Genomic DNA, 13,072 nt, shown 5'->3' with positions numbered 1-13,072 from the left:
GTCACGAGTCGGCGGAGACGTGCGCCGCGGCTTCGAGTGCTCCCACGGTCACCAGTTTCACCCGTCGACGGCCCGCCTGCTTGCCGGCGTCACGTTCGACGGCGTCGATGGCCTTCCATCCGTCGAGGTCGACACGATGCGCACCCCGCGAGGTGACGAGTTCGATCACATCGGACGCGTCGAGGTCCGGGTTGGCGACGGTCCCGTCGGCGAAGTCGGCGATGATCGCTTTCGCCGCCTCCTCGCCGCAGTACCGGTTACGGCCGATGCCGCCCGTCGGGCCGCGCTTGATCCAGCCCGCGACGTACAGTCCGGGAACCACAGTGCCGTCGGGTCCGTCGAGCACGCGGCTGTCGGCGTTCGGGACCACCGCGCGGTCGTCGTCGAACGGCAGTCCGGGGACCGGTCGTCCTCGGTAGCCGACCGAACGGACCACCATCCCGGCATCGATCTCGCCGGTCTCGTCCGTGGCCTCGATCTTGCCGTCGCCGATGTAGCGGTTGCGCACGAATGCGACCTTCTCGACGCCGTCGGAGCCGACGATCGACGTCGGCGAGGTGAGGAACTCGAAGACGATGCGGCGGTCGCCACCGCGGGGTCGGTCGGCGAACTCGCGAGCCAGGCGCACCTTCGTGGCGATCACCGAGTCGAGCGACCCGTCGGCTTCGGCGGCCGCGGCTTCGTCGGACAGGACCAGCTGGTCCGGCATGACGATGTCGACGCCGTCGAGTTCGGTCAACGACAGGAACTCGCTGTTGGTGAATGCGCCGTGTTCGATGCCGCGGCGCCCCATGACGACGACTTCCCGGACCGACGAGGCGCGCAGTGCCTCGAGTGCGTGGTCGGCGATGTCGGTGCGAGCCAACTGGTCCGGGTCACTGACGAGGATGCGCGCGACGTCGAGCGCGACGTTGCCGTTCCCGATCACGACGGCCCGTTCGGCCGAGAGGTCGAACGTGTGGTCCGTGTAGTCGGGGTGACCGTTGTACCAGGCGACGAAGTCGGTGGCCGCGATCGATCCGTCGAGGTACTCGCCTTCGATGCCCAGACGACGATCGTGCGGTGCTCCGACCGCGTACAGGACCGCGCCGTAGCGCTCGCGGAGCTCGTCGCCGGTGATGTGCGTGCCGACCTCGACGTTGAGGTGGTAGGTGAAGTTCCGCTTCTTCTCCACTGTGCCGAATGTCGATTCGACACCCTTGGTCTTCGCATGGTCCGGCGCGACACCGGCCCGGACGAGACCGTACGGGGTGGGCAGGCGATCGAACATGTCGACGTGGATCTGGCGCTTCTTGACCAGTTCCTCCGCGGCGTAGAACGCTGCGGGGCCGGCGCCGACGATCGCGACGCGCAGTTCCTGACCTTCTGGCAACTGCGGAGGCTTCGGATGCCGGACAAGACCGCCCTCGACGTCGTGGTCTTTGTAGTAGTCGGCGTTGATCTGCAGGTACGGCTCGTCTTTTGCTTCGAGCTGATCGTCGGGGAAGATCGCGTTCACGGGGCATTCGTCCACACATGCGCCGCAGTCGATGCACGTGTCCGGGTCGATGTAGAGCATCTCCGCAGTGAGGAAGTCCGGTTCGTCCGGCGTCGGATGAATGCAGTTGACCGGGCAGACTGCTACGCAGGTACCGTCATTACAGCAGGGGCGGGTGATTACGTGCGCCATCGGTCTTCCTCCGTCGGCCGGGTAGCTGCAAGCCACAGGTGAACGTGTTCTAGTTTTGCCTTGAGCCTAGCCTAGCCGCCCACCGGTAGAGGGACCACCGTCACACGCCCGCCCGCGACACGAGGGGACCCGGCCAGTGAGCACACCATACGAGTACGAGCCGATGACGGTCCGCAAGGACGGCGCGCAGTTCTACGCCGCCGACTACCGGGTCCGAACCGGCGACATCGATCAGGAGATGCGTGTCCGGCTCGATGGCGTCGCCCGCTACCTGCAGGACGTCGCGAACGACAACATCGCGATCACCGACTTCGCGGACACGGACCCCTTCTGGATCATCCGCCGCACTGTCATCGACGTGATCGAGCCGCTGACCTGGCCGTCCGACTTCGAAGTGGAACGCTGGTGCGGCGCACTGTCGACCCGGTGGACCGATATGCGAGTGAGCATCCGCGGGACGTCGCAGACCAACCGCTTCAATCCCGATCCCCGTCCGAACGGGCACATCGAGACGAACGCGTTCTGGATCAACATGACCGAGTCGGGCATGCCGGCCCGGATCAGCGACACCGCGATGACGACGCTGACGGCGATGACCGACGAGCACCGTCTCCGATGGAAGGCGATGAATCCAGGTGTGGCGCCGGAGGCGTCTGAGGTCGCACTCCCCGATCGTGAACACGTCTTGCGGATCACCGACTTCGATCCGTTTCGCCATCTCAACAACGCCGCGTACTTCGAAGCGGTCGAGGACGAACTCGTCGATCACCCCGATCTGCTCGACGGCCCGCACCGTGCGGTCATCGAATACCTGCGGCCCGTCACACCCGGCACACCGATCACGGTCCGCCGGACCCGCGACGGCGACTGCCTTCTGATGTGGCTGCTGATCCCCGCCGACGACGGCTCTCTGGTGACCGCCGCCGCAGTCTCAGTCGCAAAGATCCCGACCGCCCCTGCTCCCTGCAGTTGAGTCGAAGCGGGTTGCCGTACACATCCGCGCGACGACGCTTCGACTCGCTTCGCTCGCTCAACGAGCAGTAAAGCGCCACGGAGTTCCCCTGCTCCTTGAGCGAGCTTGCGAGTCGAAAGGTCAGTACGCACCGCTGAGGATGAGCTCCATCAGCTTGATCGGGGCCGCACAAGCGTCGCCGGACGGCGCGCCTTCGGGCTCAACCCACCAGGTGTAGACGCCGCTGCTCGGAGCCTTCGCCGTCACTCCGCAGACGCCCGGACGTTTCGGATCGCGAGCGGTGAATGCGGCGGTGCTTCGGACCTGGATGTTCTCGGTGGTGAAGTCGAGCCGTTTTGCAGTGTCCTTCTCCTGAGCGAAGGAGCCCCACTCGAACCAGTTGAACATCACGTTCACGACGCCGCTCTTCGACGCGACCAGCCACCGGCAGTTGGCGCCGTAGAAGCCTGGTTGCGCGATGCCTCCTCCGACTGCTTTCCCGATCTGCACCGCGGACAGGATGTCGCATTCTTCGAGGAGCCTCTCGAACTTGTCGGTGTCGACACGACCGGTGTCGGTTCCGACGTCACGACCGGGCCGGACCGGCGTTCCCTCGACCGTGCACGAGGCCGCCCCGAGAACTGTCGCGATCGCCAGCGCCGCGGCTGCGGTCGCCCGCCGCAGTGTGCTTGTCATTGCGCCCCCTTCACGACAAAGGTGGCGAGCGCCTTGGTCCCCTCGCACACCTTGTCCGACGGCAGGATGGACTGGCCGTTCGCCGACGGACCGGCGAAGGATATCTCGATGAAGTCGGCTTCCCAGCCGATCCCGATCTCGCAGATACTGCCCGAGTGCGCGATGAACCCGGACTGCCCCGCGATCGTGATGTCCTGGGTCAGGTCACGCGACAACTGCTCGGTACCGCGTTCACGGCCGATCGGCGATCCTCGGTACCAATTGAACGAAACCGTCGGATTGCGCGTCGAGTCGATCCGCCATTCACAGGTCGACGGGTTCTCCACATGGAGTTTCAAGCCTTGCACGGTGGTCAGCCGGACGACGTCTTCCGTTGTCAGGCCGCCGCAGCGGTCGAAATCGGGCCCCGTTCCGGTCTTCGGCTCCGGAGTGCTCTCGGCACCGGACGACGAGTCGCTGCTGCAGGCGCTCAACACCAGTGCGCAGACCGCGGCGACGACGGCGAGGAACGTCCCCGTGCGGAACTGATCGAGTTGACGGCGCTCCCGCTTGGTCGGCCTGCCTGCGCCAGCGTCACGACGCGGAACGGCCGCGATCACTTCCTTCGGGGGCGGCGGCGGGCTGTGATCGATGTAATTCTCGGCTGCGAGAGGCGCGGAGACCCTCTTACTGATCAGGCCGGTCACCTCGACGATCCGTTCGCGCCCTCCTGCGCGGTACGTCACGCGGTCGCCGATGGCAACCTGCGCCGACGGCTTAGCAGTTGCACCGTTCAAACGCACATGGCCTGCGCGGCACGCCGCACCTGCGGCCGAACGAGTCTTCGTCAGCCGGATCGCCCATATCCAGCTGTCGATTCGCGTCGCCAATGCCGTCCCCTCCCACGAGCCCAGGTATGTGAGTCGATGGGTCAAGACTAGCCGTCCCCGCCGCCTGTCGGACGTTGCGCGACATGTGGTTGAACGACGCGCCCGGCGAATGCAGAACGGCGATCCCCGCAGTGCGGGAATCGCCGTTCGTGCGAGAAGATTCTCAGATCAGGACGCGAGAGCCTTCGCCTTGAGCGACTCGTACTCCTCCTGCGAGACGACGCCCGCATCGAGCAGCGACTTCGCAGTCGCGATCTGCTCGGCAGGCGACGCCTTGCCTGCGGCGTTGCGGATGTACTCCTGATTCGCGCGGTCGACGGCGACGGCCGTCGCACGGCTGCGCTCGGTCATCCCCTTGCCGCGTGCGATCACGTACACGAACGCCGTCAGGTACGGCAGGACGACCAGGCCGATGATCCACAGGACCTTGTAGCCGGCACTCAGCGTGTGGTCGCGGAACAGGTCGGTCAGAACCTGGAACAGAACGATCAGGTAAGCGACGAATGCAAAAACCAAGATGGTGTACCACAGCACACCCCAGAACGAACTCCAGTCCACTTCCGTGCACCTTTCCATTTATAGGGAATCTCAGCTTAGCCTCTGAAAAGCGGCACCGCGTCACTCGGCTCGGACCGGAAGTGAGGGCGTCGTTCGATCAGGTGATGCTTTCGCGGATAGCAGCCCGGCTGCGCTCCGGGACTTCTACCGTCGACGTATGAACAAGATGCGAGCTCTCGCCCTGTCGGCGCTGGTCGCCGCGCCATTCATCGTCTCGTGCAGCGTGTCCGTCGGAGGATCGACTATCGACCAGGACAAACTGAAGAGCGAGATCACCAAGACGCTGGACGCGCAGTACACGACATTCGGCCAGAAAGTCGACTCGATCACGTGTGACGACCCCGGGGACGACCCAGCCGTCGACTCCACATTCCAGTGCATCGCGAAGGTGTCAGAAGCCGACGTTCGCGTCGAGGTCACCGTCACCAGCGACTCGGGAGACGTCAAATACGTCACGTTGGACCGTCTCGTCTCGCTGCCGATCATGTCGAAGGAACTGACGTCGTCCGTGAGCGAGAAGGTCGGCCCGGTGACTGTTGAGTGCGGCACCGGAGTGAAGGCGCAACCCACGAACTCCCAGTTCGACTGCGAAGCGACCGACGACACCGGCCAGACCGGGCGCGTCACCTACTTCGTGACCGACAAGCCCGAGAACGACCACTGGAAGCTCAACTGACGCCCACAGCCCGGGGCTAAAGTCCCAGGTCGGGGATTCGACCGAGAGGGTTGGTTACGCTACCGTATTCTGCGTCGTTCCCCACCAACTCCAGGAGATCCCGACCATGGCAGCTGTCATCCTCTACGGCACCGAGACCGGTACCGGCGAACTCGTCGCCGACGCGATCGCTGACGTACTGGCCGCCGACCACGATCCGGCGATCTACGACATGGCCGAGTACTCGGCGGAGGATCTCGATCCCGCAGACTTCCTCGTCGTCGTCTGCTCGACGTACGGCGAAGGCGAACTGCCGTCGAGCGCGCTCCCGTTCGCCGACGAGCTCGATGAAGACAAGCCTGATCTCGCCGGGATGCGCTTCTCGGTGTTCGGCCTCGGAGACACCGTGTACGACGACACGTTCAACCGGGGTGGCGAGATCATGGCCGAGAAGTTGGTCGCACTCGGCGCTGTCGAGGTCGGCGAGCACTACCGACATGACGCGTCGAGCGCGGAGAAGCCCGCGAAGGCCGCCGAGGCGTGGGCAGAGAACCTGAAGGCGGTCATCGACGCGGGCTGATCGGCCCCTCAGACCAGCGAATCCGCGGTGACCGACACACGTTGGTCACCGCGGATTGCTGCATGTTTGGCCAGTTTCACGACGGCCACGACCGAGAGTGCGAGGATCAGGCCGAGAAGGCTCGCGGCCGGGAGCCCCACCCTGATGTTCTCCCCGAGCAGCACAACGCCCAGAATCATCGCGACCGCCGGTTCCATGACGTTCATCGCAGGAAACGACGTCTGCAGATCTCCCGAACCGAACCCGCGCTGTTGCGCGACCACCGCGAGAACGATCACCGGGGCCAGTAGGTACATCTCGTATTTGGCGAACACCGACAGTGGATCGTCGATGATCCGGAACGTCACCGCTTTGATCAGCACCGCCGACACTCCGAACAGCGCCCCGGAGGCCAGTCCGTAGTAAAGCGCCCGGTGGTGCCTGTTGCAGCTGCGCTCAGCGACTGCGACCAAGGCGATGAGGCCCGCGATGATCGCGCCGATCGTGATGCCCATGATCACCACCTGAGGGCGACGGTCCGTGGCGACTGGCCGGGCGATGACGAGAAACGCCACCACGCAGGACACGAGCACCGCACCCCACATCCACTCGTTGGCATGCGGATGTCGGTGGTCGGCCCATGCCTCCAGCGGAAGCGCGAAAAGCACGGCGAGCACGACGAGCGGTTGGACCAGCAGGATCGACCCGAGACCGAGTGCGCTGGCCTGCAGACCGAAGCCTGCCAGCGCGATCCCCGCGCCCATCCACCAGCCGCGAGTGATCGCGCCGCTCGACGCCGAGGACCGCTGCCTCAGCACGGTACCTCCGGCGATCAGCAGTGCCGCGGCGATCGCCAACAGCGCGGGGGCCCAAGTATGCATCCCCTCAAGCGTATCGGTCAGCGGTCCCCGCTCGCGCCGTGCAACCGGATCACAGCGACGCGGGTCACCGAATCAGGCACTGGCGATTCGCAATTCCGTGGCAACCGGTGTGCTGCGCTGAGTGAGATCAAGGACGGGGCAATGCTTGTCGACGACGTCCTGCAGCTCCCGGTACCGTTCGGGGGCGTCGGGGCCCGCGACGTCGACGGTCACGCGCACCTGTGTGAATCCCGGTCGAACGTCGTCGTCGAGTCCGAAGAAGCCTCGTACGTCCAGATCGCCTTCGGCATGCAGTGTGAGCGAGCTGAGTTCGACGCCGAGACGTTCCGCCCAGAATCGGTACGTCACGACCTGGCAGGACAGCAACGACGCGAGGTAGAACTCCACGGGATTCGGCGCGGTGTCACCGCCACCGAGCACCGGCGGCTCGTCGACGGAGATGCTGAACGAGCGGATCCCGACGTCGCTCGACACCCCGTCTCCGGCCGTCGCCGACGCCGCGAACACGGCGACTGCGTTGGCCGAGTTGGCTGCGACGGCGTTCGCCGTCTGCGCCGCGATCGTGTTGAGCTTGGTGCCGGTCGCCGGGATGCTGTGCGTGGGGCGGATCTCTGTAGTGGTCATGTCGTCGACCGTAGGTCCGGAAGGTCGGGCCGGGTACGGATGCGCCCACGATGATTTCAACGCGCGGTCCGTCGTACGACCGACTCGGCCGCGCCTGGCCGAAAATGTCGGAGGTCGGTTCTACCGTGAGGTCATGTACCACGACGATCTGGAACGTCTAATGACGCTGAGCACCGCCGACATCGCCGACGCCTGCCGTGGCGACCGGCTGCAGGGGTTGATCACCCAGTGCTACGACGAGCACCTCGAGTTGGCCGAACTGGCCGATGACGCCGCCGCCGAGGGCGACCTCGACGCCCACGGCTTCTACTCGCAGGAGAGTGCCGCCTGGCGTGCGACGGCCCAGATCCTGCGGACCATGGCCGCCGATCCCTTGCTGCACCGCACTGCGGGCGCGGCATGAGTCGGACGCTGGTCCTGCTTCGGCACGGAAAGAGCGACTACCCGCTCGGTGTACCGGATCACGAACGCCCGCTCAACAACCGGGGTCGCCGCCAGGCGGCGCTTGCGGGCGACTGGATTCGTGATGACGGCCTCACCGTCGACGCCGTGCTCTGCTCGACTGCTGAACGCACCCGGCAGACCCTCGAGCGGACCGACATCGACGCACCGACCGAGTACGTCTCCGCCATCTACGGGTGCACTCCGGACGAGTTGTTCGAGACGATCCGGGTGTATGCACCGCACGATGCCTCGACCCTGCTCGTCGTCGGGCATTTCCCTGGCATGCCGGACACCGCGTTGACCCTCGATCCGGCGGGCTCGATCGACGAGTTCCCCACGTCGGCGTATGCCGTCGTGAAGGTCGGCGTCGAGTGGGATCGCATCGGCCTGGACGTCGACCCCGACGCATCCCTGACCTCCCTTCGCATCCCCCGATAGCCGGGTCGGACCGGGTGCGCTCCCCCGTCACAACGTGCTGAATCCACTCAGGCTCGGTCGATAGACTCCCCGGCATGGCTCTGACTTCCGCAGATCTCTCGTATCTCCGACGCTGCGTCGACCTGGCTGAAGAAGCTGTCGAAGCCTGCGACGAGGCTTTCGGATCCCTACTCGTGAGCGCCGACGGGGATGTCGTGTTCGAGGACCGAAATCGGGTGTCGGGAGGCGACTCCACGAGGCACCCCGAGCTGACCCTGGTCGAGTGGGCCGTGGCGAACATGACACCGGAGCAGCGTGCCGCATCGGTCACCTACACCTCAGGCGAGCACTGCGCGATGTGCGCCGCCGCGCACGCTTGGGTCGGTCTCGGCCGGATCGTGTATGCGGGAAGCACTGCACAGCTCACCGCCTGGCGCGCCGAGTGGAACCTGCCGGCGTCGCCGGTGGCGCCGCTGTCGATCACCGACGTCGCACCGGGCGTCGAGGTCGCCGGCCCAGCCCTCGAACTCGCCGACAGCCTGCGTGCACTGCACGCGCGTGCGGCGGGAGCAACCCTGTGATGACCCCGCCGCGCTCCGCGCGATTGTCAGTCGCTGCGGCAGCAGCGGTCGCCGTGACCGCTCTGGCCGGGTGCGCCGGATCGGACGAGACGACATCCGATTCCGCGACCGCGACTGTTCCCTCTGCCTCCGCGTCGTCGAGCACTCCGACATCGAACGCTGCGCCTCGCACGTCCACGCGCGTCAACCCCGCGGCGACTGCGCGACTGCATGTCGCTGCGTCGAGCGGCGACGTGGCCGAGGTGCGCAGGGCCATCGCCGACGGCGCGGACCTCGAGTCGCGAGGCGCAGAGGGGCGGACGCCGCTCGTCGTCGCGACCAAGAACCAGGACGCGGCGAGTGCACTCGCGCTGCTCGACGCGGGGGCCGACCCGAACGCCAAGGACGACCTCCAGGACTCCGCATTCTTGTACGCGGGGGCAGAGGGCTTCGACACGATCCTGCACGGGACGCTCCGGCACGGGGCCGACGTGACCAGCCTCAACCGGTACGGGGGAACGGCGTTGATCCCGGCCGCCGAGCACGCGCACACCTCGACGATCTCGATCCTGATCAATGCAGGGGTCCCGCTCGACGTCGTCAACAAGTCGGGGTGGACCGCTCTGTTGGAGGCCGTGGTCCTCGGCGACGGCGACGCCGCCCACGTCGATGCGGTCCGGCAGCTCCTCGACGCCGGAGCAGATCCGTCGATCGGGGATTTCGACGGTGTGACGCCACGGCAGCATGCGGTCGATCGCGGCCAGACCGCGGTCGTCGCCGAATTCGACCGTCCCCGCCCGAAGCGGTAGTCGGCGCGCCACTCCTGCTCGTTGAGCGCCTTCGCTCAGGACCCGCGAAGCGAGTCGAAGCGTCTACACCGGGTCGTCCGACCTCGACCACGCAATGGCGATGAGCCTGCGAAGCACCGCCAGGTCGATGTCATCGAGCTTCTTCACGTACACACAACCTGCGCCTTCGGTGAAGACACCGAGTTCCGGAAGCAAGGCGGCGCCGTCGGGCAGATCCTTGAGCCCGTAGAGCGACAGGCTCGCCTTGCGAGGAGAGAAGGCCACCTTCGGCCAGTCGCCTCGTGTCCGCGGGTTAGCAGGCGAGACGTAGCGATAGCTGCCGTACCCGATCATCGACGGGCCCCACATGACCGGCGCGACGCCCGTCACTTCCGCGAAGACCTCGGCAAGGGCAAGCCCGTCCGTACGTCTGCGGACGGGGGTCACAGAGTCGAGAAACGCGTCGACACTCGCATCAGTCGGTCTCGTCTTCGGTTCGTTGCCCACGCCCGCACTGTATCCGCAGACTCCCATCCTCAGGCAACGACCACTTCACGCACCCGCGGCGGTTCTCTGGCTGATCTCCGATGTCAGCGGACACCCAGCGCGCGAGCGATCAGCGGCCAGGAGTTGACGAAGTCGGCGTGGAACAGTCCCCAGGTGTGGACGCCGTCGGGGCGGTGGACGAACGTGCGAGGGATACCGAGAGAGGCGAGCCGGTTCGCCATCGTCGTGGTGCAGCTCAGCGCGATCGCCTCCATGACGTTTCCGCCGACGAGACCGCTGCCGTTGATCAGCGGATTGCCGTCGACGGGCCCGGGCACGCCGGATCCGGCGGACAGGTAGATCGCCTTGCCGCGGAGCTTGGATGCGTTGACGACGGGATCGTGGCGGAACCATTCCGGACTGCCCGGCGGCCCCCACATGTTGGCGACGTTGCCGCCGCCGCGCGTGACGATCGCCGTGTTCGCGACCTGTGCGAGGGGGCTCGTCGTCCCGGGACAGCCCGAGTACGCCGCCACCGCGCGGTAGCGCCATGGTGCGTGAGTGACGATGTCGAGTGCGGGACCGGCGGACATCGACACCCCGGACAATGCGTTCGCTCCGTTGGTGCGGTACGCCTTGTCGATCGCCGACGGGAGTTCGTCGTTGATGTATGTCTCCCACTTGTTGCGCCCGAGGACGGGGTCGGGTGTGTTCCAGTCGGTCCACATCGAGAATCGACCGCCGATCGGCAGGATCACGTTCACCCGCTTTCCCGCGAAGAAGCGCGGAGCACCACCGTTGTTGAACCATGAGATCCCGTCCTCCGCACCGCCCGCACCCGGCAGCATGTAGAAGGAGGGCAGCCCGGCGGGGCTTCCGGCTGGATGCAGAACGTGGTTGCGGACCACTCGACGCATCGACGGCGAGTACACCGACACGAGATCGGTCGTGGGATTCAGGTGCGTGACGCCGACGATTCTCGCGGCATCGGCCGCCGGAAGCGACGGAGCCAGGCCGAGCCCGACCAGCGCCGCTGTCACAGCAGTCAGAACGCGCCAACGCCTCGACAGCCTCTTCGTAGCACTGACTGTTGGATTCCAGGACATGAACTCCACCGTAACCGGACATAGACGGCCCGCAATGGTCGTGACCAGCCCGTTGCCCGATCGATGCTCCCCTGCCGCCGTACAGTTGAGGGGTGGCCGAGCAACCATCGACGACTCGCTTCAGGCGTCTGCTCCACATCGACCTCGACCAGTTCCAGGTGTCGGTGGAGCGCCTGCGCCGGCCCGACCTCGTCGGTGTGCCCGTGATCGTCGGTGGCGACGGAGATCCGTCGCGACCTCGGCAGGTCGTGACGTGCGCGTCCTATGAAGCACGTGCCCTGGGTGCGCGAGCCGGACTCCCGCTGCCCGCTGCCCGACGCAAGTGTCCCGACGCTGTGCTCCTCCCCCTCGACATGCCGCACTACGAAGCGGTGTCATCACAGGTCATGGACGTGATCCGCAGCTTCGGCCATCCTCTCGAGGTGTGGGGTTGGGACGAGGGCTACATCGGCGTCGACCCACTCGATCGCGAACCGACCCTCGACGACTCAGACGTCGTCGAGCTCGCACACCGAATCCGGGGAGCAGTGCTCGAGCAGACGGGGATCAACTGCTGCCTCGGAGTCTCCGACAACAAACAGCGAGCCAAGATGGCAGCGGGGTTCGCCAAGGCCTCGGTACGGGACCCCGAGGCGACCCCGGATCAACGAGTGTTCACGTTGGACGACGCCAATTGGCCGACGCTCATGGGCCCACGCCCGTGCCGAGACCTGTGGAGTGTGGGGCCGAAGACGGCGTCGAAACTCGCCGAGCGTGGAGTGGACACCGTGGATCAGCTCGTCGCGGTAGACCGAGACGACCTCGTGTCGATCTTCGGCCCCAGTCAGGGGAACTGGTTGTACGTCCTCTGCCGTGGTGGAGGCGACGATTCGATCGCGACATCACCGTGGATCGCGAAGTCCCATTCCAAGTCTCGTACCTATCCGAGCGATCTCACGGACCTCGGCGATCTTCACGACGCCGTCGTGGACCTCACGCGCGACGTCCTCAACCAGTCGATCACCGAAGGTCGCACGCCGTTCCGCGTCGGCCTGACCGTCCGGACGTCCACCTTCTACACCCGCACCAAGATGCGCAAGCTCCCCGAGCCGACGACGTCGTTCGACGAGATCGTGGCAGTCGCTCGGGGACTGCTTGACGCGTTTCACGATCAGGAACCGCTCGGACCGGATCGCCCGGTCCGCCTGCTCGCCGTCCGTCTCGAGCTCCTCGACCCGTGACTCTCCCGATCATCGAGCAGACAGGCGCCTCGATCTAGAACCTGTTCTAGAATGCCCTCATGCCATTGGTCACCGACAGTTCCATCACCATCAATGCTCCTGCCGATGTGGTGTGGCGGGTCCTCACCGACTTCGACGCGTACGGCGAGTGGAATCCGTTCCAAGTGGAGTGCTCGTCGACGCTGGTCCCGGGCGCACCCATCGACATGCGGTTCGAGCTGGGCCCCGGTGGTTTGAAGCACAAGCGGGAGTACATCGTCGACGTCACACCGGGATCGACGTTCGCCTACTCGATGAAGCCCGCACCACTGGGCACAGTGCGCAGCCTGCGCCGGCACACCGTCGTCGACCTGGGCGACGGGCGCAGCCGCTACGACTCGCACTTCGAGATCACCGGCCCGGTCTCCGGTTTGGTCAAGCTCATGTTCGGCAAGGAACTCATCGAGAAGTTCGCTGCGGTCACCGCGGCGATCGGTCCGCGCGCCGAAGCCCTCGCGCGGGGCTGACAGCGGGCTGCATCCTCCCAGACCGTAGAACGACATCGGACCTCTGCCTCTCGCGAAGCAGGGGTCCGATGTCGTGACAGGT

Annotated in this window: 17 protein-coding genes; 9 read left to right on the top strand and 8 right to left on the bottom strand. The window is 66.0% G+C overall.

Annotated elements, in window-relative coordinates:
• Position 1: 1 nt before the first annotated feature.
• Positions 2-1,669, bottom strand: a complete 1,668-nt coding sequence (locus tag GM1_RS19225) for an FAD-dependent oxidoreductase (protein ID WP_008381663.1) — start codon at positions 1,667-1,669, stop codon at positions 2-4.
• A 163-nt stretch (positions 1,670-1,832) separates the two neighbouring features.
• On the opposite strand from GM1_RS19225, the gene GM1_RS19220 reads away from it, so the two are divergent.
• The gene (locus tag GM1_RS19220; protein WP_052005487.1) at positions 1,833-2,642 is read left to right on the top strand and encodes an acyl-[acyl-carrier-protein] thioesterase; all 810 of its coding nucleotides are present in this window, start codon (positions 1,833-1,835) and stop codon (positions 2,640-2,642) included.
• A 120-nt stretch (positions 2,643-2,762) separates the two neighbouring features.
• Here the strand turns inward: GM1_RS19220 and GM1_RS19215 are convergent, their stop codons facing one another.
• The 3 genes from GM1_RS19215 to GM1_RS19205 all read right to left on the bottom strand — a co-directional run bounded on the left by GM1_RS19215 (position 2,763) and on the right by GM1_RS19205 (position 4,744).
• Positions 2,763-3,317 (bottom strand): DUF3558 domain-containing protein, encoded by a 555-nt coding sequence (locus tag GM1_RS19215; protein WP_008381661.1) that lies wholly within the window; start codon positions 3,315-3,317, stop codon positions 2,763-2,765.
• The gene (locus GM1_RS19210) at positions 3,314-4,186 is read right to left on the bottom strand and encodes a DUF3558 family protein (protein ID WP_008381660.1); all 873 of its coding nucleotides are present in this window, start codon (positions 4,184-4,186) and stop codon (positions 3,314-3,316) included. Before GM1_RS19210 ends, GM1_RS19215 begins: the two co-directional genes overlap by 4 nt.
• A 168-nt stretch (positions 4,187-4,354) precedes the next feature.
• Positions 4,355-4,744, bottom strand: coding sequence for an SHOCT domain-containing protein (locus tag GM1_RS19205; protein WP_008381659.1), 390 nt, complete (start codon positions 4,742-4,744; stop codon positions 4,355-4,357).
• Positions 4,745-4,901: 157 nt separating this feature from the next.
• Between GM1_RS19205 and GM1_RS19200 the strand changes: the two genes are divergently transcribed.
• Both GM1_RS19200 and GM1_RS19195 read left to right on the top strand, forming a co-directional pair.
• Positions 4,902-5,420 (top strand): DUF4333 domain-containing protein, encoded by a 519-nt coding sequence (locus GM1_RS19200; protein WP_008381658.1) that lies wholly within the window; start codon positions 4,902-4,904, stop codon positions 5,418-5,420.
• Positions 5,421-5,526: 106 nt separating this feature from the next.
• Positions 5,527-5,979: a flavodoxin domain-containing protein gene (locus tag GM1_RS19195; protein WP_008381657.1), complete on the top strand. Its 453-nt coding sequence runs from the start codon at positions 5,527-5,529 to the stop codon at positions 5,977-5,979.
• 8 nt (positions 5,980-5,987) lie between these two features.
• On the opposite strand, the gene GM1_RS19190 is transcribed toward GM1_RS19195, so the two are convergent.
• Both GM1_RS19190 and GM1_RS19185 read right to left on the bottom strand, forming a co-directional pair.
• Positions 5,988-6,839, bottom strand: coding sequence for a DMT family transporter (locus GM1_RS19190; protein ID WP_008381655.1), 852 nt, complete (start codon positions 6,837-6,839; stop codon positions 5,988-5,990).
• Positions 6,840-6,911: 72 nt separating this feature from the next.
• Positions 6,912-7,430 (bottom strand): OsmC family protein, encoded by a 519-nt coding sequence (locus GM1_RS19185; RefSeq protein ID WP_040520764.1) that lies wholly within the window; start codon positions 7,428-7,430, stop codon positions 6,912-6,914.
• 166 nt (positions 7,431-7,596) lie between these two features.
• Here GM1_RS19185 and GM1_RS19180 point away from each other — a divergent pair, with 166 nt between their 5' ends.
• From GM1_RS19180 to GM1_RS19165, 4 genes are all read left to right on the top strand, one after another.
• Positions 7,597-7,866, top strand: coding sequence for a hypothetical protein (locus GM1_RS19180; RefSeq protein WP_040520762.1), 270 nt, complete (start codon positions 7,597-7,599; stop codon positions 7,864-7,866).
• Positions 7,863-8,345 (top strand): SixA phosphatase family protein, encoded by a 483-nt coding sequence (locus GM1_RS19175; RefSeq protein ID WP_008381650.1) that lies wholly within the window; start codon positions 7,863-7,865, stop codon positions 8,343-8,345. Before GM1_RS19180 ends, GM1_RS19175 begins: the two co-directional genes overlap by 4 nt.
• A 74-nt stretch (positions 8,346-8,419) precedes the next feature.
• Positions 8,420-8,905 carry a cytidine/deoxycytidylate deaminase family protein gene (locus tag GM1_RS19170; RefSeq protein ID WP_008381648.1) on the top strand — a complete coding sequence of 162 codons (486 nt, stop codon included), beginning with the start codon at positions 8,420-8,422 and terminating at the stop codon, positions 8,903-8,905.
• Positions 8,905-9,693 carry an ankyrin repeat domain-containing protein gene (locus GM1_RS19165; protein WP_008381646.1) on the top strand — a complete coding sequence of 263 codons (789 nt, stop codon included), beginning with the start codon at positions 8,905-8,907 and terminating at the stop codon, positions 9,691-9,693. The genes GM1_RS19170 and GM1_RS19165 overlap by 1 nt, the downstream gene beginning before the upstream one ends.
• A 63-nt stretch (positions 9,694-9,756) precedes the next feature.
• On the opposite strand, the gene GM1_RS19160 is transcribed toward GM1_RS19165, so the two are convergent.
• Positions 9,757-10,179 (bottom strand): DUF1801 domain-containing protein, encoded by a 423-nt coding sequence (locus GM1_RS19160; RefSeq protein WP_040520752.1) that lies wholly within the window; start codon positions 10,177-10,179, stop codon positions 9,757-9,759.
• Positions 10,180-10,262: 83 nt separating this feature from the next.
• A complete protein-coding gene (locus GM1_RS19155; RefSeq protein ID WP_008381642.1) occupies positions 10,263-11,198 on the bottom strand; it encodes an alpha/beta hydrolase in 936 nt (311 codons plus the stop codon).
• 158 nt (positions 11,199-11,356) lie between these two features.
• On the opposite strand from GM1_RS19155, the gene GM1_RS19150 reads away from it, so the two are divergent.
• A complete protein-coding gene (locus GM1_RS19150; protein ID WP_008381640.1) occupies positions 11,357-12,484 on the top strand; it encodes a DNA polymerase IV in 1,128 nt (375 codons plus the stop codon).
• Between the two features lie 59 nt (positions 12,485-12,543).
• Positions 12,544-12,990 carry an SRPBCC domain-containing protein gene (locus GM1_RS19145; protein ID WP_008381638.1) on the top strand — a complete coding sequence of 149 codons (447 nt, stop codon included), beginning with the start codon at positions 12,544-12,546 and terminating at the stop codon, positions 12,988-12,990.
• Positions 12,991-13,072 lie beyond the last annotated feature (82 nt).

Source organism: Gordonia malaquae NBRC 108250 (assembly GCF_000344135.1).
Lineage (GTDB): Bacteria > Actinomycetota > Actinomycetes > Mycobacteriales > Mycobacteriaceae > Gordonia > Gordonia malaquae.
The sequence above is the reverse complement of the archived record's forward strand: the minus strand, read 5'-3'. Positions and strand labels throughout refer to the sequence as shown.